The organism is Nocardia pseudovaccinii (assembly GCF_050942345.1).
In the GTDB taxonomy this organism is placed as follows: Bacteria; Actinomycetota; Actinomycetes; order Mycobacteriales; family Mycobacteriaceae; genus Nocardia; species Nocardia pseudovaccinii.
The window spans coordinates 5,399,086-5,426,009 of the sequence record NZ_CP192074.1; the positions used below are offsets into that span (position 1 = coordinate 5,399,086).

The following is a 26,924-nucleotide window of genomic DNA, read 5'->3' on the forward strand; positions in this document are numbered from 1 at the left end:
GGAGTGTCGGCCTCAGCTCGGGGGCAACCGCCCTTTGTCCGCGGACCCGCGATAGCGATCCAGAATCCGACGAGTGTCGTCCCCCGGGTCGACATCATCCACACGTGGTTTCTCGAGTTCGCCGTGCTGGTCGTCGACGCGTTCGATGGCCGCCAGCATTGTGGCCAGCGCTCGAACCGCGCCTTCCTGCAGAAGCTCGACCGAGTCCTCGCGAAGTCCCATCGCCGCCGCCGTCGCGGTGACCGACATCCGCTCCCAGAACCGCAGCACCAGCGCCCTGCGCAGGTCGCGAGGGAGTTCCTGGACGGCCCGCCGCAACTCCGCGTCGGTCGCTCGGGACAGTGCGCGGCTGGCCCGGCCCGGCTGTATCGCCTCGAATGCCGCTCGGACACGCTCACGGAAACGGTCGAATTGACCAGGGCGGCCCTGCGCCGAGCCGGATTTCGGCGGAGCGGGTTGGGTGTTTCGTTCCCCGGTAGGCACCGAGGCACGCGACGAAAACGGGGTTGATCGTGGGACCAGATCTCGCGACTTCGACACTGAGAGATCCGTGTTTGTGTCGGCAGGTGGAGCTGGGTTCCGATCCGAAATGTGGAACCGCTCGGCCGCGCGCTGCGTCACTTCTGCCGAGATATAGCCCTCCTCACGCAGCCTGCGCAATTGAGCGAGGGCGGCCTTCTTTTCCACGGCGGACGCGCCCCGGAAATCCGACAGGCCCATATCATCTCGGAAAGCCGGCGCAGCCGTCCTATGGTAGCAACGGGTTGCCTCCTTCCAGTCGGGTATCGAGTCGAAGTCGCCGGGGTCCGGAGCTGATTCCCCGAACGGATCCATCCGATACGAGAATCCCCAGGCCGCGGCAAAACCGTTCCAATGACCGCCCTGCCACAGCAATCGGTCATACAATCGAAGCGCTCCATCGACGCGGGCCGACGTCGTAAGGGCCGGATTCCAGTTGCCGAACAAACGTTTTATGTCTTTATCGGCGAGCTTGTTCACCCGCTGGAATTCGGCTAGATACTCGACCGGAGATCTGGTGCGGCGCGGATCCGGGAAGAGGAATGTTTCGGCGGAGTAGTCGTTATTGTTCTGCCTTGCGACTCGAGCATCGATGGTCGGAAATGCCTCGATAATCGCACTGCGGAGAGATAGATCGAACTCATCGTCGCCAAGGTATGTGTCCACCATCTCTGTCGACAGTGAAACAAGCCCCTTCTCACGCTTCCCGATCATGACGGCCGTCATACTCATCGCGGTCGCCGCCTGTGACAAGGGAATACCGGCCCGCTCTCGGCGGTATCGGAGGTAACTCCCCGCATGGGGATACCCTTCCGGGAATTGCGCCGTACCGGGAACAATCGAACAGAGATACGTCTCGACGGAATCTTTCGCAGGTTGGATGCGGCCCGCCTCGATATCGGCCAGGGTTTCATCCGCCATTCCCGTCTTGGTCGCGAGGTGCCGACGCGGAAGACCCATTCGCAATCGCAGCACCCGCAGGCAGAAGCCGATGGGGGCACGGCCATCGATAGCGTCCGACAACCGGGCGGCCAGGGCGCGTAGATGCGCCTGCCATCCCTCGCGCGGCAGATGAAGCGCAGTCTCTCGGTTGAAGATCGTCAGGGGGATGACGCCGACTGCTGCCGCGAGTTGTTCTCGGGTTGCATCGGTGTATTCACGAAGGCGTTGGAGGCTGGTGCCGACGTCGGCCGGTCCATCGACCGCCAGCTCCGGGCAGAAGACCTGGGACAGCGGACCGTAGAGGTGGCGAGCATCGGGAACACGGCGCAACAGCGTCCGCATGTGGTCGGCGGCCGGTTGCCGAGGGCCGTCCTCGACGGCCTGCCAGGTCCCAGCGTCCGCATCGGTAAGCACATCCATGTCGCCGGGAGTCAACGCGAGGTATCTGCGAACGGCATGTGCCCAATCATGAGCGTCGCCGAAGGCATGCGGATGCGGCACGAATTCATCGGGCGCACTGTCGGCTTCAGCGCCGATATCCGCGAGCCACCGCCTGATCCGGCGACCGTCCACACCGCGCATCCGCGCGTACTGCCCCAGACTCTGTGTGACGAACCCGGCCTCCTGGTTCCGTGACCGGTCCAAGTACCAGCGCCGGAATCCCTCCAGGTTCGCAGGTTCCACTGTCTGCTGCGCGGCATCGGCCACAGGGTCGGCGGGGGCACCCTCGGGCGTCGGATCCCCGCTGTGTCGAGCATCGCCCTGTTTATCGGCCGCCCCGGCTGCTCGCGACCACGGCGTCGCGGACCGCATTACGGCCGCACCCGCACCCGCACCTGCAGGCTCGGGCTCGGGCTCGGGCTCGGGCTCGGGCTCGGGCTCGGGCTCGGGCTCGGGCTCGGGCTCGGGCTCGGGCTCGGGCTCGGGCTCGGAGGAGGCAACCTCGGGCGTCGGATCGTCAGCCTCGCCAATCCAAAGATCTGGTGGCGGAACAACTTGCGCCCCGGGCAAATGCAACGGATTCCCGCTGGGATCGAAGGCCATGATCAGAGTGTCGAGCAGCTCGCCGGAGGTCGTCGGAGCGATGTACCTACCCCACTGCCCCTTACCGGGATTTTGGAGCTCGAGCCAGTCACCTCGCTCCTCACAGTGGTTCTCCAACCGATACACCCCGAGCTCGCCCGTCGGCGTTATGTCGATGATCACCACCGACAACCCGTCACGCTCCTGCGGATCCACGCTCGCCACCAACTCGCGCACCGACTGCACGATCCGCCGATGTGAACGGTCTGGAGCAACGGCGAATCGCTGTAGACGCCCGCCCAGAGCCCGCACAAAACCCGGCACCGTCCCAACACTTTCCGGCACAAAGGTGCCCGGATTCCGGGTCCGATCCCGATGCAACGCCAGTATCAACCGCGCCCTCTGATTCCCGCCAAGACGATGGGGCCGGACAGCGAACGCACTGTCTTGGGAGGCCGAGCCCTCAGCTGCGATGCCTGCTCCGTCGATAGTCGGCGCGACCTCACCTGCTGACTTCGACTGTGTATCGACTTGTCCGTCGTCACGCTGGGGCGGTCTCGACCACAGGATCCGGCCCCCGCGGCCGACACTCGATTCCGAGCTGGCGAACGCGGCTTGCGACAGCCCGGCGGGGTTGATTTCGGAAGGCGGGCGCCACACCTGCGCGGCCTGCTCATAGTCATGCGCGTAGGCCAGCAGCGACGCCTCCGTATGCGGTTTGCCGACCAGCGTCATGCTCAGCGGCCGACCGGTGCGTGGGTTGTATCCGATCGGCAGGGTGATCGCCGGGTATCTTGCCCGGGCATACACCCTGTGTGCGGTGGCTTGGATGAAAAGCAACACATCCGCCCCACTCGCTTCGAATGCCCGATCGAGTCGCTGCTGCGCATCCGTGGTGATGAGTTCGCGGTGGACGTGGTACCTCGCGCGCACCGCTGGATCGTCCAGGTCGGTGGCGTCGGCGGCGATCAACCTGTCCTGTCCATACAGGATTGCGCCGTCCAAGATGTTCTCTTGCATGAAGCGGGCCAGGTCGTCCATTGATCTGATCGGCGCACTCGCTGGCAGTAGGGCCAAGTACCGATTCAGATCCCGCTTGAATTCGAAGGGAGCGAGCGGGTCGGGTAGGTCGGCCTCGTGCACCTCGACCGGTATCAGTGTTGCGCCCAGCCCGCTGAGTACCGCCTGCGCACCTTCCAGATAATCGGGTGCTCCGATCACCCCGATCCGGGCACCACGCAGGGCACCGACCGACAGCGCAGCGGTGTAGTCTGTGGGCCGGGAATCTGTGATGGCCGCCGTCGCCGGATCCTCGGTGTCAATCCCGACCAGCACATTGAGTATGACCGCAATGTCGTGCACCGTCCGGCCCATCGGACCCACGGTGTCCAGGAAGGACGCAACCGGCATGACCCCGGTCTCGGGGGTGCTGGGCACCAACCCAGGCGTCGGTTTGATCGTGATCACCGAGTTTTCCGCCGCCGGCCAGACCAGCGAACCCGAGGTCTCTGTGCCTAGAGCAGCCGCGGCAAAACCCGCCGCCACGGCAACCGCCGACCCGCTACTGGACCCGCCCGGAGACAAACCTTTGCCATACGGGTTGCTCGTGGTCCCGCCGACGGTGCTGCTGCCGGCAGGCATGCCATCGGCGACGAAATGCGCCAGTTCGGTCAAATTGGTTTTGCCGAAAATTACGGCGCCAGCCGCCTGCAGCCGACTCACCACGACAGCAGCACCGGCAGGATACGAATAACGAAACGCCAGCGCCCCACCCGTCGTAGGCAGACCGCGCACATCGACATTGTCCTTGACCAAAACCAGAATCCCATGCAACGGCCCACGGACATGGCCCCGACGACGCTCGGCATCCAACCGCTCGGCCTCGGCCACCCTATCCGGGTTCAACGCCAGCACCGCATTCAATCGCGGGCCCGCCTGGTCGAACATCGTGATCCGCCGCTCACACGCCTCCACCAGCTGCACCGTGGTCATCGCTCCATCGGTCATCGCGCGCTGTAGCGTGCTGATATCAGCGCGCTCCAAATCGACCGGGAGTGTTGTCCGATCCGGCACACCCACACCGATCCGCAGATTGCGCGGAAACGCACCGGCCTCGGCGCCCCGCAAACGCAATGCATTGCCCGCCTGGTCGAAGGCCATTACCCAGATGCGGGCAGGAGCCGTCGAGTCGTCCCATGGCTCAGAGCGCCCTATGCCCAGATCCTGCATCTGGATCCTGCCGCCCCACCCGCGCTCGTCACAGCGGTACACCAGGCGATACGGATAGCCACCGACGCCGTGCTCATCAACCGCGTGAGTCTCCTCGACCACCACGAGCGAGACACCGTTTCGTTGCTCGGCAGGGATCCGCGACAGCTGAGCGAGCAGCTCTTGCTTGACCGGCCGATACGGATCGTCTGGGTCGACGGGGAGTCGCCCCGGAACTCCGAGGAGGAACCCCGCAAATCGTTCGAACGACAGTCCATCGGGCCCGACATTGCCCGGCACTCCAACGCGCTCGTTGCCGGTCTCGTCCCGATGCACCCACGCGGTCAACAACGCACTTCGACTCATCGCACGACCATCGGGCGGCATATGTGCGGAACTGCCGTCCTCGGACCGGGCGATCAGGTCGTCGACCTCACCCACAGTGTTCTGCACCGAATCCAGCCACTCATCCAGATCCGCGTCGAATTGGGCGACTTGCGCTGTCCGGTCTCTGATCGGTTCGGCATCACGTCGGCGCTGCAGCAGTCGGTCGAGAGCCTCCCCATGCCCGCGCAGGCTGTTGTACCGATAGCGCCACGGTGTCTCGGCATCGAAGGCATCGATCAGCCGACGCAGTCCGAGATAGCGCTCGGCACGGTGTACCTCTTGGTCGTTCTCGGCATTCAGCCGCAATGCGGCGATACGCCGACGCAACTCATCGAGGGTCGACTCCGCCCATCCGTCGCCAGGCAACTCGGCCTCAGCCTCTTGGGCCGCCGCGCGCATCGTCATCGGGTCGGGCTCGAGTTCACCCCGGCTCAATCGACGATCCTGCGGGTATTTGCGCAGGTGGTCCGACTCCAGGCGCGCCCGCACCTCGCGCCCGAGTTTTACACGGTGGTCGGCTTCGTCCATCGCCGCTGCCACCGCATCGATTCGTGTGAGTTGCGTACGCGCGCGGGCGATACCGTGCACGAGGTCGATGGTGGTTTGGAGCCGTTCGGATCTCGTCGACTGCAGGCTCATCAACCGCATCAGGTCCTCCCCACCCGCACCGAGTTCGTCGAGCGCTGGGAGATCTAGTTCGAACTCGCTGCCGAGCCCGTCCAGCAGGGTTACAAACCTACCTTTTCGCTGGCGCGCGACATCATCCCGCACTGCTGCCAGGCATTCGCTCAACTGTGCCGAATCGGACAGTTCATGCAGGAGCGACGAGGATCCGTGCGCTGCCACCGGCACGCCGGACAGCGCCCCTGTCACGTGCTCGATCGCAGCGTCCATATCGGCATTCAGCCGATAGATCGTGTCGTAGAGTTCGGAAACCGCGATCGCTCGCTGCATCAACCGACGCAGATCATCGGTACCGCTCACACCTCCTGAGGCACGGGCAGTCGCCAGGAGGCGCCGCAGGCGAGCGACCAGTAGCAACGCCCCTGGACGTGAGTCCCAGGCCGGCAAGCCGTACTGCCGGGCCGCCGAGAAGACCTGCCGGTACGACCGCTCGGGCGACCGCAGCACCTGCTCGTATTCCTCCACGACTATTCCCAGCGCGTAGAGCGAGTCTGCCTGTCCCGCCAGACGCTTTGTCGCCTCGATCTGATGAGCCACCGCGGCAAGCATCGAGTCGATCAGTCGAACCGGTAAACCGAACGGCCGGAACCCGGCAGCCGCATGCTGCAGGCCGCGCACCCGGGCGATCAGCCGGAATGTTTCGTCGGTGCGCCGCGCCAGCTCCGCTTCCACCGCCTCGACCGTTCGGGCCCACGCGCTCAGGCGACGAATGTCGTCGAGAAGCTTTGCGATCGCGGAGGATTCGACGAATACCTGTCCAGCGGCCATGAGCTCGGGAGTCGGATAACCCCGCTGCTGCCGCTCCGCCAGAACACGTTGTAACCATTCGTCGTCCACCGCCTCGCCGCGATCGATGTCGAGCATTCCGACCAGGTCACCGCGGACCTGGCGATACCTGGTGAACCAGCTCTCCCGGGCGGACGAGCCGGTGCGCAAAAATTCATCCACGTCGACGTTGTGGGGCCGGAGCAGTTCGGCCAGTTCCTGCCGCAGTTGCGCAGCCATGTCGTCGACCCGGCGCGCCACCGCCAGGCGGATATCGGACTCGGCGTCCCCGCTGCCCGACGCGGACTGCACGAAGTCCCCCGTACTCTCGCCGATCCGCAGGTCGGATGGGATTGCGGCGGCTCCCAGTCCTGGCACCCGCAATCGGTTGCCCTCCCGGTCGAAACCCATCACACACATGTAGGCCGGGGCTGCCGAGGTCGTCGCGTCGTTCAGGGGCTGACGCAGCCCCCTGCCCGGATCCTGCTGCTCGAGCCGACCGTTGTTCCCGTGTTGGTCACAGCGGTTTTCCACACGGAAGGTGTGGCCTCCGACGCCGTGCTCGTTCACCTCGTGGGCCATTTCGATCACAACGAGCGATACTCCGTTGCGTTGCTCAGGGAGCAGGCTCGCCAGTAGAGCGTGCATCGCCTGCCTTACTCCTCGATACGGGCGGTCAACGTCTACAGGGACTCGCTGGGGATCTCCGTGCAGGGACTCCACATACTCGTCGACCGCCATACCAGCAAGGCTGACATTGTCGGGTCTGCCGACGTCTTCGTTGCCGGTCCGGGCCTGATGTAAAGCCAATATCAGCGGCCCACACTGACCTTCCGCATGGAAGTCGGGCGGTGTACATGGCGTGCCGTCGTCGGGGGCGATCTCCAGTCCGCCTGTCTTCCCGGCGGTGCGCATCGCTGCGTCCAGCCATTTGTCCAGATCCGCGTCGAATCGGTCGATCTCGGTTGTTTCGTTACCGATCTTGTCGACATCATCGACCATTTTGGTGAGGGAAACGCAATGATCGGCACATGCCCGCACAGCGGCGCCTCGCGGATGCTGGTCCGCCAGCCGGAAGACGTCCCTGAGCGCGGGCTGCACGGAATCCATCAGCAGCTCTTCCACCCGGACCGAGTCCAGTTCGCGCAGCTGTGCCGGAGCGGCGGATCCCAATGCCAGTACCAGCCAACGCAGGTCGCGTTTCACCATGCGGCACAGCGCTTCCCGCACCTGTGCAAGCGTATCCCAGCGGGTCAGGTTCACATCGATCTTCGTGGTGCGTCGCCACAGCCGATACTCGGCCGCTCTGCGTCTCAGGTCGGCGCGCCGCCGGCTCCGTACGAGGTCCCTGAGCTTCGACCCATGCCTGTCGAGCTGGTGGTACCAATTACGCCACGGGGTTTCGTCGTCGAAAGCGTCGATCAGCTGCCGCAGTCCGAGGTAACGCTCAGCAAGGCGCGCCGTGTACGCCGACTCGGCATCCTGCCGTAAAGCCGCCACGCGGCGGCGCACTTCCTCCAGAGGAGTCGACTCGCCCCACTCGCCGGGCAGCTCGGCCGCACAGACGCGGGCCGCCTCACGCATCGTCATCGGATCGGGTTCGAGCGCACCCCGGCTCATCCGACGATCCTTCGGATACTTCCGCAGGTGGTCCCACACCAGACGAGTGAGCCGCTCTAGACCCAGGTTCACGCGGTGGTCGGCTTCGTCCATCGCCGCGGTGATCGTGTCGATTTGCGTGAGTCGCCTACGCGCGCGGCCGAGTTCGTGGATCAGATGGATGGTGGTGTCGACCCGCTCGGACTGCTCCGGCGGCACGCTTGTCAACCGATTCAGATCGTGCATGCCCGCGCCGGGTTCGTCGAGTGCCGGGATTTCGAGCCCGAATTCGCCACTCAGCCCATCCAGCAGGGTGCCGAGGTTACGTCCTCGCCGGTGCGCGATATCGTCACGCACAGCGGCGAGACGCTCGCGGAACGGCGCGAATTCGGGGACTTCGATCAGGCGCCACGAAGTTTCGCCGGCCTCGGCGGGAGCTCCGGCCAGCGCCCGATTCACATGCCCGAGCGCGACGTCCAGATCGGCATTCAGCAAGTGGACCGCGTCGTAGTGGTCGACGGCCGCCTCTGCTTGCGGAATCAAACGATACAACTGCTCGATACGGCTCACCGCCGCCGCATCCTCCGAGTCCTGCTCAGCCACCAGCAGGTGTTGCAGCCGAGCGTGCAGCAGCAACATCCCCCGCCGCGAATCCAAAGACAACGAGCGGTAGCGCCGGGTCGCCGACAGCATCTCCTGTTGCGGGAACCGGAACGATTCCTGCTCGTAACCTTCGAGTGCCGTTCCCAGCGCGAAGAGGTCGCGTGCCTGTCCTTCCAGACGATGCCGCTCCGCGTGCTGCCGCTGCGCCGTAGCGAGGGACGAACCGATTACGCGAACGAGTTCACCGCGCGGGCGGAAGTCGGCAACCGCACGCATCAGGCCGTGCACCTGGGCGATCAGCCCCTGTACTTCCGCGGCCCTACGCGCCAGCTCCGCGTCCACCGCCCTGACCGTGCGCGCCCACGTGCTCAGGCGATGGATATCGTCGACAAGCCTTGCGATCCGTGCGGTTTCGGTGAACGCCGCTCCGACAGCCGTGAGTTCGGGTGTCGTGTAACCCTTTTCGTGCCGCTCGGCCAGCACGTGCTGGATCCATTCGTCGTCGACCGCCTGGCCGCGCTCGATGCCGAGCATGCCGACCAGATCAGCGCGGACCTCCCGATACCTGGCGAACCAGTCCTCCCAGGCGAGCGAGCCCGTCCGCAGCAGTTCGGCGGGATCGACGCCGTGGGGAGCGAGCAGGTCGGTCAATTCCTGCCGCAGCCGAGCGCAGTGCTTGCCGACGCGGCGCGCCACCGCCAGCCGCACACTCGGTTCCGCGCCCCCACCCCCCTGCGTAAACGTGTCGGACCGCTCCGACGGCCGGGCACCGATGAGCGGCCCACCCTCCTCTGTACCATCACCGGCCTGGGTTCCCCGGATCCGATCGCGGAACGCCAGGAGGCTGCCGGTGGTGGCGTCATCGAGTCCCGCCAGGGCGGCCCGCCCCACAATAAGTTCGACGGAAGCAACACGGCTGCCAGCCTCGGCATCTCCAATTGGAGTCCTGTTTACGCCGACCCGCTCGGCGACCTGTGCCCGGCGAGAGCCATCCTGTACACGACCAGACCTCTCATACGGCCTACTGCCAATACGCTCCGGATCACCCCCATCCGCCTCGGAATCACCACTCGCCGACACTGACCGAGTCGGCACCGACGACTGATCCGACGCCGTTGCCCGCCCACTCCACGGCGTCGTCGGCCGCGTCGACGCAGCCTCTTCCTGCCACACCGGATCGACATCGACCCCGCCCCGCATTTCGAACTCGTCGCGCAGGCTGGGCGTGTTGCCCCGGCGTCCTGTCATCGCCTGGGGCTGCACCACTTCGAAGTCCGAACCGTTGTCCGGGCCGCCCTGGGGTCCGGATTCGGTTGCGGTATCCAACTTTCCGACATCGGGTGCCTCGTCCTCGACGAACCGGTCGGCGACCGTTCGCTCTCCCGGCACGGAATCGCTGTTGCCGTTGGCGAATCGCCCGCGTTCGGGGTCGGCGGGTCGTGCGACCACTGCACGGCCGGCTCGACGGCGACCCACCCGAGCAAGGGTATCGCCGTGTCCGGCGGTGAGTTGCGCGGTGTTGACCAGTGCTTCGCTGGGTCGCCCGGTCGCCGGGTCGTGGAGTAAATAGCCCTGATGCACGGCCTCGACGCCGGCGAAGTCTGGTGAGTCGGGGAACTCGGCGCCGATGCGTTCGGCGCCGAATGCCTCGGTCGCGGGGTCCATGCCGAGGCCGAGCCGCTGGTGCAAGCGGCTCCGCGCGCCAGGCTCGTCCGCTCCGAACATGGTTACCGGATCGCGCCACGACGCGAGGACATAGACATTGCCTGGGCCGATGCCGAACTCCGCGGCATGGCGGACCGGCCCCGCTCCCGGCGACCCCGCGAGGGTGATCGAGCCGACCAGCCCGGCGAGCCCGCCGTACCTGCCCGCGTAGGACACCGTGACCGAACCGTAGCTGTGCCCGTAGAGCCGGTTGACAAGCCGGTCGGGTCCGGCGGTTCCGGCGCGACGCCGGGTGGCGTGGAACGCCGTGATGTCGCACTGCAATCGGTCCCCGCCTATCCGCGCGCGGCGTCGGAATGCGGCTTTCACATAGCCGGTGTTCACCGACCCGGTCGGCGCGTCGTAGCCGATCCAGATGATCGATGCCAGCTCGAGCGACGGATCGACGCGCAGCGTCTGCTCATACAGGTTGCGCAGGGGCTTGAACTGGTAGGCCAGCGAGGAAGACGTCGTATTCGTCCCGGGCACGTGCCAGTTCACCATGTGCGCGGTGTCCACATTGCCGAGCGCGGCGACAACCTTGCCTTTGCCGTGGAAGGCCGTGGAGTCGTAGAACAGCAGGTGCACCGGCGGACTGCCCAGCATCTGCGCGGCCTGTCGGTCCAACTCCCGCAAGTGATTTCGGGTGTGGATCAGGTTGCTGAACTGTTTTCTCTCGGCGTCGGTGAGGTCGGTCCGCAACCAGTTGAGCATTGTCCGGTCGGCTGGCTTGCGGGCGATGAACTCGTCCAGATCGCGGCGGATCGACAGCCGGTTGGCGTGGTCGCGGACCGTAGCGGGAAGACCGTCGGCATTGCCGATCTGGTGCGGGTACATCTGGATGAGCGCCCGTTGCGTACTGCTCAGCCCACCGGGTTCGGCGGGGTCGCTCAGCGAGTCCCACCACTCACCGTTCTCGGTTGCACGGCGTTGTGCGGACCCCCCCGACAGGCGATACCCCCAACGCTGCAACATTTCCGCGTTGTCGAAGCCGCCCGCGCGTAGCGCCTCGTCGGCCATCAGCCACTGTTCGTCATCGAAACCGTGATCCACAGGCAACGACCGCCAGCGGTCTGCCAGGGCCACATCCGCCTGCGTCGGGTGCTGCCGGTCCATCCATTCCACGATCGCGTCCAGACATTCGTTCGTCGTATACGTCTGGGCGGCCGCGGAATTCGTGTGCTGCACCGCGGTAAGAAGTTCATTCTCCGCGAGACGTTGTCCGTGCTGGAATTCGCTTCTGTCCGAACCATTTTCGCCGTCGGTGGACGTTCTCACACGGGTTGCGATCCGCGTCGCGACGTGTCGGACGATATCGACTGCGCGCAAGCCGCGCACGGAGTCCTCAGGCTCGAAGGTGGCTGGTGATGTCACCGGTCCGAACCGGTTGATCAGGAGTTGGCGTTCGGCTGAGGTGAGTTCGTCGAGTGCGGTCTGCAGGTCGGTCGGACTCGCCTCGGCCAGCGCGGTGGCCAACACCGCCTGCGACCGGTGGTGTTCGGCCGCAAGCGCACTCACCGATCGACGAGCGGCGAGGAGCGCCATATTGCGAATCACCTGGCTGCGCGCTCCCGCTCGAACTCGGCGTAGCGCTCCCCAATGATCCGAACCGAGCCCTTGCACAGTGCGTTCCAGCGGCTCTGGGCTTGCCTCGGCAATCAGTTGTCGCGGATCCGGCGGGTCGGCGCCTATCAGGGCGGCGTACATGGCCGCTCGGAAACGATCGGATTCGGATGTCATGGACGGGTCTGCAGGACGGCGGCCGGCCGTCACCAGCCGTACCCGCTGATTTCTGAGTTTGCGGCGGACACTGGCCAGGTTCGCCCGCACATCACGCTCGGAAAGATCGAGAATCATAGCAATCGCGTTGTGCGTCATACCCTTTCGCGCCTGAGCGAGAATTTCGGTCTCGCTGGGTGTGAGCGATAGTCCGTCGATCATCTCGCGCGACCAGGGTGTCGTCTCGCCCGGTCGGCTGCCGATACGTGGTCCGTCGGGCTCCCCGGGCGACCACGATGTCCGCGCACCCGTCTCGTGATCGCCGGGTATCCGGCGCCCGGTGCGCGGTTCCCGGTGGCGCGCATCGGTGGCGGATTCGGTTGGCGCGGAATGGGACTGGCTACTCCACGGCGTCCGCTCGGGCCTCGTCGGGGCCTGATCGGCCCCGGTCTCCTCAGCCGTTTCTCCAGCGCGGTGTGCAGCTTGATGGTAGGACCTGCCCGGTTCGAATGGTCTGCTGCCGATGAAGCCCTGATCGCCCGGCCCGGACACCCGCGGAAGAAAATCGAGGCGAAGGTGGTGCCAGACCTGGCCTTTCGGCAGCGGATCGGCAGTTTCGAGATCGATGCGACAGTCCAGCCCGGAAAGAGCTTGGCGTGCATCGGCTTTCGTCATGCCGGGAGCGGGATCGGTGGCCTCCGGTCTGGTGAAGTCCAGCTGGGTCACCAGCCGCGGCCGCCCGGCGGCGTCCTGTGACGAGATGACAACCATCACCGCGTCCCCGGTGCGGGCTCGGGCAATGTCGGCGATATGCGGTATCGCGTCGATGACCGCACCCGACATTGCCGAGGGGGCGGATTCCGGCAGCCGAGCCGCAACGGTATCGGCGAAGGTGTCGGATTCCCACGGCTGCGCGCCCGGCCGGACGACCAGCTGCCAGCGGAAACCGCTGTATTTCTCACTCATTTCGGCCGCGTGTGAATGGGCGTCACGATAGGCGGCCAACGGCGTGTACATCGGGTCACGTGCCAGCCGCTCGACGATCTTCCGCAGCTTCGCGGCGTGGTCGCGGCGCATGTCCCGGTTATCCAGCAGCCACCCGTCCGGGGGCCGGTACCCGCTGTCCGGATGGAGGAACCCGACGCTTCCGCGCAGATGGTTGATGAATGCCTGACGCACGGTGACGTCGGTGCCTTCGGGCATCAGGTGCCCGAACTGGTTCGCGAGCCGCAACGCATCCTCGATGCTGTAGACCCGGGCACCCCATTCGGACAGGACCTGGCCGAAAATCCGTGCCGGGTCGAAGCGGTTCGACATCAGGTCTTCGAACGCCAGCTCGATACTCCGGACGATGGCGTCGGGCTCCGACAACCCCTGTAGATCCGCGGCGGCCACCCACCGGGCAATAGTTGTCGCTCGGCTGAATTCGTCGTCGGAGAGCTGCCAGAACTGCCGCATCTCCTCGGCGACGCTCGGCGACGCGATCATTTGGGTTCCGGCCCGCTCGTCGAAACCGGTGCCGTTCACTGCGAATCCCAGGATCCGGGCAGTGCCGAGGTCACAGCCGTGCGCCAGGGCACGATCGTGTAGCAATCGCGCCGAAAGCAACTCGTCATAGCCCTGCGGGTTGTCCGCGCGCCGCCCGCCGCCGTACACGATGTCGCTCCACGCGTCGGCGACCATCGCCAGCACGATCTCCCGGGCATCCGCCCCCTGCAGCAGGGCGTTGTCCAGAATGTGGCGCAGGTCCGCAGCGACGTCCATGCCGTTGTGGTAGAAGGCCGCCACCCCGAACTCACGCAGTTCGAAGGCGTCGTCGAAGAGGTGATTGGCGCGACCGATGTCCGGATGGCCGTACAGCGTCCGGCTGACGAACAGCCCCTCGGCTGCCAGCCGAATGCCCCGCCGGATCTCCTCGTCGATCTCCGAGCCGAGCTGTTCCTGCGGAAGCCCCGACCGCAGGATCTCGATCACATCGTCGATCTCGCGCCGAATCATGTTCTCCGGCAACGGCGGACACGTCCGGCTCAGCAGATGGTCCTTGATCCAGTCGACCAACTCCAGATCCTGCGGCAGACCCCGCTGCTGCGTCCACGCATAGATATCGGGCAGCCCGGCGAAACGCACCCCGCCCGCCGCCGATTGCCACGCACGACTCAGCAGATCGTCGTGCGAAACCACGCCGTGCCAACCCACCGTCACCCGCAACCGGCCGAGCTCGAGCCAGCGTCCGCCCCGAAGCCCGGGAACAGGCGCCGAAGCCCAACCTTCCGCCCTGAGCTGGTCATACAGCCACTGCGGAACCGACACCTCGACAATGTCCGGCGCACCCGATGGGAGCGAGCCCAGCGCCTGGGCCGCTGCTGCGCGTCCCATCACGACACCGTGCTCGGTCAGTAACCCATCGGTCTCCCCGCCGATCGGCACAGCCGTCCCCGGTGCGCCTTCCACCGCGTCCTCGTCGGCGCGACCGTCGTAGATAAGTTCTGTGAACCCGGCCCAGGGGCGCATGCCGTGGTGCCGGGGTGCGGACTCGTCCGACGGCCGGGCACCGATCAAGCCTTCGGGACCGTCCTGTTGGCGCGTGGTGGGGTAGCCGAAATGCTCCCGGAGCAGAGTCCGCCGCTGTGCGAGCAGGGCATTATGTTGCTGGATGTGCTCTAGCAACTCGGCTTCGCCGAAACCGTGTTCGGCCGACCGGATTTCGGTGAGGAACTGCTGCAGGCGCAGCCACCGCATGCGGTCCTCGTGGCCGTAGGCCAGGTCGTCGCCGAGGCCGAAGGCGATGCTGGAGACACCGGGCGCGTCCGGCAAGCCGGACACGCGCTCGAATCGTTCCGGCCGAAGCCAGTCGTCACGGCCTGGAGACGGCGCATGCGCCAGCCGGTAGGTATCGGTGTCCGAACAGTCCAATAGCAACGGCAGATCGGCGTTCAGCCGATCGTCGTGAAACGGCTCCAGCGTTTCCAAGTCGGTGTGGGTGTCGTGCAGCATGCCTATTTTGTCGACCAGGATGTACTGCTGCCGATCCGCCGCCACCAAGGCGGCGACGGCCACGTTGTGGCGCTCGAAGTCACCGAGATCGACTGCCGTGGAAAGCAATTCGATCGGAACTCCCGATTCCGCGGCGCTGCGCAGGGCACCAGCTTCGCCGTAACGCGCCACCGCGGCGGCGATTCCGTTCGCCAGGTCGTTCAGGTGGTCACGGCGCTGCTGGAGCGCGTTTCTCCGCACGCCGGGCGGGGCGTCGGTGAGTTCCCGGTCGAGTCGTCCGGCCGCCATGCGGTAGCGGACCTCCCACTTCCCGAGCTGAAGCAGCGGATCGGCAGCGAGAACGTCCGGGGTGGCGGAAACCTGGTCGGGGTCGTCGTGCGCCGCCGCGACCGCGGCCTCCTGGGCTGGCGCATCCGCGTCGGCGCGGATCATCTCCTCGAAGATCGGGCGGGCCTGCCCGCTGCCCTCCACCCACAGGGTCGCCGGCGTTTCCCGTGTTCCTTGCAGGGCGTCCAGCCGGCGGACGAGTCGCTGGGCCACCGTAGGCGCCGGAGCATCGTGGTCGGTACCGGTTCGGCGGAAACGGAGGTGGGCCACCAGCGCGACTTGATATGCGCCATACCGGCGCTGTGCCCACGCGAACCGGGCCGCGGCGGCCGCCGCCTGCGCGGCGAACGTCGCCGGATCGTCGGTGACGTCGAACACGTAGGTCAGTACTTTCTCAGCCGGTCGGACTGAGGGAAGAACGCCGACGAGAGCCTCGGGTAGCAACTGCTGTGGGCCGAGGGCGCCGAAGGACAAGGTGACATCGCCGCGGTCCGGATCGGACACGTTGGCCGACAACGTGTCCGGCGGATCGACGTTGGTTTCGTCGGCCCATGCCCTGGCCCGGTCCAGCGCGGCGTGGACCACGGCGGCGGCGCAATCTTCTCCTCCGGAAGCTCTGGCGCGCTGGATCTTCGCCTCGTTGACACCGGCGCGCACATTCGGGGGCATACCGTCGACATCGCCGATCAGGTCGGGAAGCTGGACCCACTCGGACTTCTTCCATGCCTCGGGCCGCAGGTGTGCTGCCACGGCGCTGTTGATCATCCCTCGCTCGCGTGCCTGCGCGCACGATTCCCCCGGCGATTCCATCCGGAACAATGCGGCCGCCGCGCCAGCGGAGAGCCAGTCGACAGCGGGTTCCTCGGACGAGAGGACATGCACGGCCACATCGGGATTCGATGCCGAGATGACGTCGGCCCTCAGGCTCGGGTCGACCATCACCAGGGCGTGCAACCCATCCGCCGCCGACAAACCGGTGCCGTCGGCGGCGAGGCAGCCGGTGCCCGAGGCTACGACGGTGATATCCGCTGCGGCCGGGTTGACCAGGCGACGGTGGTGGTTGTCCGCCATGATCTGCTGACGCAGCAACAGTCCGCGGATCCGCTGGGACTCTGCCGAGTCGTCGGCGGGCCCACGCCGCCAGGCCACGACCGAGACCCGCAGGTTCGGGGTGATCCGCTGGACTTGCTCAGCCAGTTTCGCGGCGATGGCGAAGTACTCCGACACCGGGTCGGCGTCTCGGTCGAGCACAAGGTAGACCACCTTGTCCGCCCACTCCGGATCCTCGCCGAGGACGAATTCGAGCTCGCCAGTAGAGAAGTCGGCGTGGCGCAGTGTCTCCACCGGAGCAGGCAGCCCAGCCTCCAGAGCGGCGGCCGACAATGTGTTGGTCAAGCCACCTGGAGCCGAAATGAACGATTGGGCCGTCCAGGCATTCGCCTGTCGTCGAGCGGCCGTCGGAATGCCGGGTGTCCGACCGAGCAGGCCGCAGTGCTGCCATGCCATCGTGGCCTGCAACCAGGTGTATCCGAGCCGCGAAGCGAGTTCGATCGACTGCGGATCCGGTAGATCCGTCGGCAGCGCATCGTCTTTCAGGCCCGTCCACCACTCGTACGCCTGCTCGACTCGCACTCGGGCGAGGCCCACCGCCTGGTCGGCGTCGATCCCGGCGCGATAGGCGGGCTCGCCCGGCGCAGCCAGCCGCTCGGCTGCCCATTCCTCGCTGCCCGGCGCCGCGTCGCTGTCGGTGGTGCCGGGCAAGCGCCGCAGCGCGTCCGCGGTCACCGCTCGCGGGCTTGGCTCGGTTGCCCGCTCGGTGGCTGCCAGGGCCGCGGTGAGCCAGCGGATGACGTCATCGCTTACGCCCGAATGATATTCGGCTGCCAACCGGTTGATATGCCGCGCCCGTCGATCGAGTTCGCGGAACCGGCGCTGTGCGAGGCGGTGGTCGACAGCCAGGCCGGCGAGCTCCTCGAGACCGTCGGCTCGGTGGCCTTGTGCGGCATCGGCCGCCGTTCGCAGTCGCTCGGGCATACCCGGGCCGGGGGTGAGCAGCTCATGATCGGCCGGGTAGGTGTCGAGATGCGCCGCGGACGTCGCAGCGAATTCCGCCCCGAGTGTCAGTTCGTTATGCCGGGCGTCGGCCAGGTCTCGGTCCAGATGTTCGATGGCGTCCGCCCAGTCGGGGCGGTCCGCTCGCATGTCGGCGTGCAGCTGGGCGGCCTCGCGGCCGACCCGCAGCGGGACATCCGCCACGAGCGAATCGGGTGCCGCGCCGAATGTTTCGGCCAGTTCGCGGTCGACTTGTTCGGTAAGGGCGGCGAGCCGGGTCTCGTTGTTGTGGGCCTCGTCGATGACGCGAGCAATCGTGGTGAGATCGCCGAATGTTGTCGCCCATCTCGCGGTGTCCTCGTCGGGCGACTGCCGGTAGTCGTCCAGCTGTCGTTCGCTCAACTGCGCCGGGTCGCGGCCGGTGATGTCGCGAAGGTGGGCGGTCGCGGTGGCGAGCAAGCTGTCGAGCTGGGTACGGCCGGTCAGACCGGGGCGGATCGCAAACCATACCAATCCGTATCTCCCGCAGACGGTCTGAAGGTCGACGGTGTCGATCGCGTTCAGCGCATCCTCGCGGTCCATCAGCTCGGCGGTCAGCGAGTCCAGCCGGTCCACCAAAGCTCTCCGGCCCCGCACCGCGTCGCGGTCCGGGCCGTCGTATGGACGGACGGCCCGGTCACCATGCGATTGATCGGTGCGGAGCAGGCTCGCCAGCTCGGTCAGGCAACCGAGACGCCAGGCAAGCAGAGCGATGCGGTCGGCGCTGTCCACGATCCGGCGGCTCTCCGTGAATCGCTCTGCGGCAGTGGCCGACTCGCCCGGGCTCCCCAGGTCCGACCCGACGCCGGTCCACGTCAGCCGATCGTCGACATACAAGCCGTCCTCGGTCGGCTGGTACAGCATCCGGTGCTGGTTCAGCTGCGCCCACGGTCGCAGGCGCGGATCGCCGACCAACTCGTCGGGCCGTAGATGCAGCAATTCGGCCAGCCGATCCCGATCGCGGACCTGACGAATCGCCCAGTCCAGCAGCACCGGTGAGCCAGGCCGCAGAATCGTCGCAAGCGGTTCCCCGAGGGCCGCGGTGAGCCGTCTCACCTGGTCGCTGTGGTGCTGCTCGGTCTGCTGCCGGTAGCGCTGATACGCCGACGCCGGATCCGAAGGCCGCGCGCCGATCAGTCCGCCCGGGAAATCCTTACCCCGAACCCCTGCCGACTCGTCGGCGACCGTAGGCCGATCCTCCCCTTGGCCGATCTGCACATCCAGTGGGAATGTGCCCTCCGCGACATCCTGCGCGGGGTGCGTCCGGGCGAATACCGGACTTTCGAGATGAGCGAATCGCGGGTTGTAGACCGGCTCGCCCACCCGCGCCCCGAGCACCCGGCCGTCGGCCGCATACCACACCTCCCGCGGCCACAGGCGGTACACGGTCTCGCCGACAATGCCTCCGGGGGCGAGGATTTCGGCTTCGTTGTGGCTCATATTCATCATCGGGCCAGCGCCGACAATGTCCTGGAACGTGGCGTCCACGTCGATGCCGTACGGGTGGTAGATCTCGAGCATGTTGCGCGTAAGCACATATGTGCCGTCGGGCCTGCGGCGCATCTTGCCCCGAGCCGCCATATCGGCGACCCACTGCGCGTCCGGGATGTGCTGGAGGCCGCGCACGATGACATGCTCCGGACTCCGGGACAGGGAGACGAAGCCATCGGGTTTCGTATCGCCAGTGGAACCTACATGCCCAGCGATGCCGAGATTTTCGATACCTCTTGCGGTGCAACCACTTTCGAAGATCTCCGGACCACGGTCGTCCATCCGGTACAGTGCGTTGCCCGCGTCGAGATAGGCCTCGCCCGCGCTGCAGTCGCGCCATACCGCACGAAGCTCGTCGTCGCGGGTGTTGACGAATACGTGGCCCGGGTCGATCGGTGCCACAGCGTCGGACATCGCAGCGGCTGGAATGTCTCGGGTGAGCTGCCGCGGAAGTGCCCCGCCGGGAATAAAACTCGGCGGCTGGACGCTCGCGTAATGCTGTCCGGACGGTGCCGCGAGTTCGCTGCGGACAACCTCGTCGAGATATCGTCGATCGATCGCGTCCGGCGTGGCGAGGCTGTTCGCGCGGACCCGTTCCACAAGCGTGTCGATGGCGACAACCAGCCGGCCATCGGCTATTCGCTCCAGCACATCGGCGCGGGCCATACCGTGCTCCACCGCATACGTCTCGATCAAGCGCTCCCGATGCGGATCCGCCGCCCGCACACCGACGGGCGCCGGCCGGGTGCGGACTCCCGTCGACCCGAGCTCGAGGATGCCGCTGCCCGCGAATTCCCTCATCTGGGGCAGGCCCAGCATCGGGCGGAAACGATCGATGCCGAGCACCACGCAGATCGCGGTCCCCTGCGCGCGGTACCGGGCGGCCAGCTGTGCGGCGTATTCCTCGCGACGGTCGACGGCGTCCTCGGTCACCCTCGCGACAATGCTGCGTGCCTGACCGACTGCGGGCCGCTCCACCGCCTCTTCCCGCAGCCACTCGGCATCCGACAGATCGAACCCGCGTGGAAATCCCCTGTCCGGGTAAGCAAGTCGCATCAGTCGAGGGAACTGGGTGTGCGCGTCGTCGTCGCCGGACAGGATGAAACCGTAGGTCTCCACGGTCGTATACAGGTGTGCGTCGATATCCGGCTGGGTCGCCGCGGGCAGGCGCAGAACCTCCGCTATCTCGCGCAGGACACAGTGCAGGAAGACCCATTCGGGCTCATGACGTGCGAGCAGACCCTCGAGCTGCGCCGCCAACTCCTCGTCCACGGATTCGATGGAGATGTCGTGGCTGCGCGCCAGGTACGCGAGCACCGCCATTTCGGCGTCCGAACGCCGGAAGCATTCCGCGATCGACGAAACAGGCTGTGCGACAGACCCTTCCGCGAGGATGATACGGTCCTGCCCAGCGGTCTGCACCACCCATTCCTCGAGCAATTCCATGAGCGCCCGCGATTGCGGCCGGTCCGGGGATGGATAGTGCCTGACGCCTGCGAAGAGGTTGTCGCCCGACCACACCGCAAAGTGCGATTCGGCGCCGCCTGCGGCTGTCTCGGTTGCCGGAAGCCCGTCCGGCGCTTGCCATTCGCGCGAACCGTCGCGTGCGGCTGGGTCGATGCCTTCGTGTGGCCCGCCGCCGACGTGACCTTCCGTGGCACCGGCAGCCGAGCCACCCCTGCCCGGCTCGTCGTATGGCGCCGTCGGGGCGGAGTCGCCGTCGCTTCGCTCGTCAGAGTCGTGGTTCAGCCCCGCGATCACGCGGGCCGAGTACCCTGGGGGGAGCAGTTGGGGCGGTGCGTTTCGGTCCGCCGCCCGCCGGGTCGGGAAAGTAGCGTTCGGGACATCCCCGTCGGTCCGCTCGCGGCCGTGAATCGCGGCAGCGATGCCTTCGACACCTGTTTTGTACTCGGTACGATCGATGTTCCTGTCGTCGTGCGGCGTGCTGCCGCGCTGCGAATCGTCGCGATCATCCGAGGGGCGACTGCCCACGCCACTGTCGGGGCCGTCCGGGTCGGTACTGTCGGCCCGGCTGTTGCTGGTGAATCCGCCCGGCTGCCCGCTGGTTTGGGGATCCGTTGCGGCGTCTGCCCGCTGTCGGGTATCCGGCCTTGTCGAGGATGTCTGGGGCTCCTGCCGGGTTTCGGTGGTGGCTGGGTCGGGGTTGTCGCGTGGGCGGTTGCCGGCGAGAGCGTAGACGGTTTCGGGTTCGGCAGGTGTGTCTGTGCCGGCTCGTGGCTGGTCGGGTGTGCCGTCGTCGTTATACGGCCTGCCGGTAAACGCTGACTCGACCGCTTGCTCGAGTTCCGGGCCGACTGGGACGGGCTCGGACATGGTTTCGACGGATGTGTCGCGGCCGTGTCGGTCGTGGACGGGGAAGCCATTGCGGTCGAGGTCGATGGTTGCGAAGTATTGATGCTCGCCGAGCCTATTGAGGAATTTCTGCTGCTGTTCCCGCCAGGTGTCGAATGGGACGGCTTTGTCCAGCAACGTACGACGGTTCCGGAGGTCTTTCGGGGCGTAGTCGGTGCTGGTGTCGCCGTCTCGGGAGGCTGCCATGTCGATCACGACCAGTTTTGGGGCCTCGCCCGGCTCGCTGTCGTTGACCACCAGCACCATGTGGTCGTCGGCGTCGGCGGTGCCCTTGTTCTTGTCGTCGGTGCTGTTTTCGGCTGCGGTGTCTTTCCATTTGTAGACCAGGCCCGCTATGCCTCCGTGGCGTTGTTTCAGCGATTCGGCCACGTGATCCAGCGATTCGGCTTTCACGAGTGGGGCGCCGAACACTCCCTCGAGAGCGTCGCGGCCGTGGCCGGCCAATTCGTAGGACGGCATCTCGACGTTGCGTCCAGTCAGCAACCGCACACCGGTCACAGCGTTGTTGACACAGCTGTTCGGACTGCGGCGGTGGATAGCGACGACCAGATCGAGCAGTGCAGCGGTGGCCAAGTAGTGCGACGCTGCAACGATGGCGTCCCCGGCTACCGGGCTTTCGGCTACCGGGTCCACCTGACCGGGGTCCACCGATGTCTGGGCAGCGTCCCGGGCGGTTTCGTCGCGGCCGGTATCGGCCTTGTGGGTGTCGTCGGCGGAAAAGTGGAGGCCGACCGCCTTGCCCAGGATGTCGCGGGCGACAACGGGGGTGCTGTGGGAGGCGGGATAGCCCGTTGGGTTCGCACGCAGCGCGTTCTCGAGGTCGTCTCCGGCTTCGGTTAGCGCGCGGTAGACGCGGCGTATGCCCTCGACACCGTCGATATCTGCGATGTCCGCGACGTTCTGGCCGAAGTGGTCCAGCAACCGTTTCCGGCGCTCTGTCAGCGTCTCGAGTGCTTGTTCGTCGGTGAGGTGGTCGGAGTTGGCGATCAGTGCGGGCGCGGGGGCGTCGAGGTGTTGGGTCAGTGTTTCGACCGCGGCGGATGACAGCCGTGCGCGTACCAGCAACCGGCGCACCGGATCGTCGCCACTGTCGGTGTCGAGAGCGGTCAGTGTGCTGGCGGGCGCGGAGATCCCCAGTAGCCCGGCCAGCTCCGCGAGCCGGTGCTGCTGCCGACGCGGTTGAACGGTGTCCGCACTGACACTGGCCAGGCTCCCCGGTGCAGCCACAGTCGCGGAAGCACTTGCGACGGGCGGTGCGTGGGGCTGGTTGGCTCGCTGCAGCATCCGGTTGAGGTATGCGTTGCCTGCGGCGTCGTTCTGCAACTCCGGAATCAGCCTGCGCATCTCCCGCTCGGCCTCGCCGATCTTGGTATCGGCTGCCTCGATCTTTTCCCGCGCCACTCGCACGGCCCCATCGGCGGACTTCGACGGTCGCACCGCATCCGTTCCACCCGCCCCGCGATCGGCCTCGCCATAATCGGCAACAGCCTCAGCATATTCGGCGACAGCTTTGGCGTGTTCGGCCCGGCCGGCGCGATAGTGGGTGACGGCCACCTGCCAACCCCTGTGATAGGCGTTGCTGGCGATATCGTCGGTCACAGCCACGTTGAAGCAATAGCTGCCATTGCGGCCGTTGCGACCGGGACGCGCCGCGCACTGGTCGTCCACATCCGGGTTGGACGAGCGTCCGAGCATGTGCGCATGCAACCCACCCAACTGGTCCACCGCGTCATCGACGACGGCGTCGAAACCCCGGCCGAGCATTCCCGGGGTGCCGACAGTCACGATTCCCTTCGCGTGTCCGCTATCCGCAGTACCCTGCCCGGCTTCGGTCGTATCGTCCTTTTCATCCGAATACTTACCGGACCGATCTGTCTCGGTCGTGCCCATTTCTTCGACCGTGTGTTGTTCGCCCGCGTGTTTCATGACCGACAACAGTTTCTCCTCGGCGGCGTTGTTGTCACGGAACGCGGAGAACCACTTACCGAGGATGGCGGTGTGTTCGACGTCTGCCTTCTTCAACATCTGCGAGAATTTCCAGCCGACATCGTTGGGAGCGATGACCAGGACCGGCCTGCCCTGGTCCTGCAGCTCACGGACCCGCGTGACCGCGTCTTTCAGCATCTCCGGTTCGGTGAGGAATATCCGATCCGGTTCACCCACCAGTTTCGACGGGCCGAACCTCTCCACCCTCGCCAAACCACCTCCGACCGGGAAATTCTCCTTGATCTCGCCCGCAGTCCGCTCCAACGTGCCCGACATCAGCTGCAAACGCCGGTACTTGCCGGCCACCTCCCGCATTGTGACCTCCTTCGAACCCTTCCCGTCGGAATATATTTCGACGCCGAACCTCTTCTCGAACATCGCCTCCACCATCTTGTGGCGGCCGCCGAACCAGCGGCTGTCGGAATTGACCTTCGGATTGCTGAGCGGTTTCCCGTTCTTGTCCAGGATTTCGATCTTCCGGTCGAAGATCTGGAAATCCCTGTTCAACTTCACCCGGCCCGCCTTCACATCCATGAACGCACGCGCCATCTCGGTTTCCTCGACGGTGAACGAGCGCCCGACATGCTCGCGCCACAACCGGCCCGCCGTGGCCAGGCTTCCCTCCGGGGCGGCACGAAGATCCGCCGACGTCAACACCCGTCCCCTCAACGTATCCAATAGGAAATCCCGCACCAGCCGCACTTCGGCCTTCTCCACCTCCGACGCACGCTCACGCGCCATCTCCGAGAGGTAGTGAACCGTCTCCCCGTGCACGAGCACCTCGTCCGCCTCATCGAGCGTCGCAGTGTCCCCGGGCGGCGGCCGATCGAACAACTCCGCGGTCAACCGCTCCCCAGCAGTCATGAAATACACTGTCGGGTGATCCGGCTCCGGTGGTGGATTCTCCGGATCCCAGCGCACAGCGTCGTAACCGAGAGAACGCAGCATCGGCGCGAATTCGCTAACCCCCTCGTTGGCCAGGACCTCGGTCGTGGTGAGCACGTGATGCACCCGCATCCGCCGCCCACTCGAAAGCTGAACAGGCTCCCCACGCGACAACTGCCGCAATGAGTCCAACCCACCGACGATCGTCTTGCCCTCTGCCGTACCCATCTGCCGTATGAACAACTCGTGCCCACCCAGCAAGAACGCCTTGACCTGAGTCCACCGCGGCGTCTTCCCCGTACCCTCCCGCATCGCATCGATGTATCGCAGCAGCGACTCCACGCGATCACCGTGCTCCATCACGTGTCTGCGCTGCTCCCACGACTCGGCAGCCAACTCCTTCGAGCGGGACCGGTACAGCGCCAGCACATCTTCCGCCGCGGACTTGTACTGCTTCTGCTGCTCCGCCGTGAGATCGGCCTTCACCGCCGGATCCGCTGAAGGCAATTCCGCCAGCTCGCGGCCCAACTCCTCCGCCGACCGAACCGGCCGCTCGAGAGCAGACGGATCAACATCCGCCGACATCCGGTCCCCAGTGTGCTCCGCAGTCGAAGACTCACCGGCCGGTGGTCCGTCGGAATGCTTCGGCGCGGATACCCCGGTAGGCATCTCACCACCCGCACCGGCGACACCCTGGCGAGCGACCGGCTCAGACGTCCCCGCGGGTGTTCCGGCGCTGACCGAACCTACCACCGGCCGGGCCCGTGCCTGCTCATGGCCAACAGTGCTGTCAGCGACCTGCTGAGCCTGCGCCGCCCGGCCGGTGACAGCCACACGCGTCTCGTCCGTCGGCTGCCCGGCCGAGTGCTCCGCAGGCCGTACTGCGTGCGGTTCGGTGTGTTCACCGGCCGCACCGGACACGGACTCCTCGTTACCCCGCGACTGATGCTCGGCAACAGCCACTTCGCGCGCACCGCCGGAAGCGGCGACCCGGTCCACACCGCTCGACGCCTCATGAGGAGGTTCGTCGCCCGCAGCGCTCCGCTTCCCGGCATGCCCGTATTCCTCGTCCACCCGCGACCGGTATTCGCCTGCGGCAGCGAATATTTCGTGACCCGTGTCGGCTGGGTGCTCCGGAGTGCCCGTCGAAACCTTCGGCGGCGCAGACGTTTCCCCACCGGCTTCGACCGGTCGCGGCGCTGCCGCATTCGTGCGGGCCGCGGATTCGCCTCGCTGCGGACGCTCAACCGGCGCAGCCGTCTCCGAGTGGCCTGGCACCCCGGCCGCAGCACCGACCTGACCACGACCAGTCACCTCCACGGGCGACCGTGATTCTGTGGAGTGGACCGACGCGGTGGTCCCGTTCACCACGGCCCCCGGCGTCTCGCTGCGCGCACCCCCGACGACCACCGTATCCGGAGCCGCTGTCCAGGCCGACCTGGCCGCCTCCCACGCCTGTCTCGATTCCGCGGACACCTCGACCGACGGGAGAACCGATTCCGGCAACGCGGTGTCCTCGCTGCGGGAAGCCGGTATCTGTTGACCGGCGTCCCCGCGAGCTGCGGCAGGCAGGTCGGGCCGGGTGAAAGCGCCACTGCCGTCGACAACCGCCCCCGACGACGCACCGAAATCCGGGTGAGCACCCGGACGAGCATTCACAACCCCCGCGAACCCGCCGTTGAGCAGCGGCGCAAGCACCTGATCGAAATGCTCCGGCCAACCCGTGACCAACGCCGCCGCCCCCAAACCCGACACTGCGCCCGCCGTCCCGTGTACCAGCCCCTGCAGCGTCCGACTGCTCTCCATCCGCGGAATGACGCTCGGCGCGAACCGGCCCGCGAGCATGCCACCCACCGCGCCCCCCGCACCAGCCGCACCAGCCGCCTCGATCGACGTCAGATCGATACCCCGTGAGTTCTCACCCTCCGACCCCTTGACAGTCCAATCCCGGTGCCCGTCTATGGCCTGCACCAGTTGCGTACCAGCATCGACCGCAGCGGGCAACGCAGCAGCCGTGCCAACTGTCCTAACCACTCTGAACGGCCCTATCGCCGACAACTTCGCCACCGTCTTCGCCGCACCCGCCTTGTACGCCTGCTCCAGGCCCGCACGCATCAACTGAACCTCACCCCGCCCCTCGGCGAGCATCGTGCCCACAACCGGTGCGGCCGCTGCCTCCCCGCCAGGACCAGCCGCCGCAGCCGCCGACAACACCCGGATGATCCGCCACGCCAGCTCGATACCGAACACGAACATCACACACAGCGTCTTCTCCGCGTCATTCGCCGCCCCATCCGCCTGATCAGCCAGCACATGAGCCTCATCACGCAACCGGACCGCGCTATCCTGCTGCAGGTGCAACGTCTCGCGCAGTCGGTCGCCGAGCGCACCCACCGAATCCTGCTGCGCCAGCATCTCGTTCGCCTCATCCGCGTGAGCGCTCACCGCCACGGCCCGCGCGCGCAACTCCGCTGCCATCCACCGCATGCCGGACACATTCGCGCGCGGCAGGTCACCCCCGAACACCACCATCTCGATCGGACGCCGCACAGCCACCGGCAGACCGTCGAATACCTGCCGGATCTCCTCCACCGGGTTCAACGACCACACACCCACGGCGGTGC

General features: G+C 66.4%; 1 protein-coding gene. It reads right to left on the bottom strand.

The genetic code is table 11. From position 1 onward, the window contains the following. Positions 1–12: 12 nt before the first annotated feature. Complete coding sequence (locus tag ACQPZ2_RS24510) at positions 13–26,916, bottom strand: amidase family protein (RefSeq protein WP_433520593.1); 26,904 nt, start codon at positions 26,914–26,916, stop codon at positions 13–15. Positions 26,917–26,924: the final 8 nt, after the last annotated feature.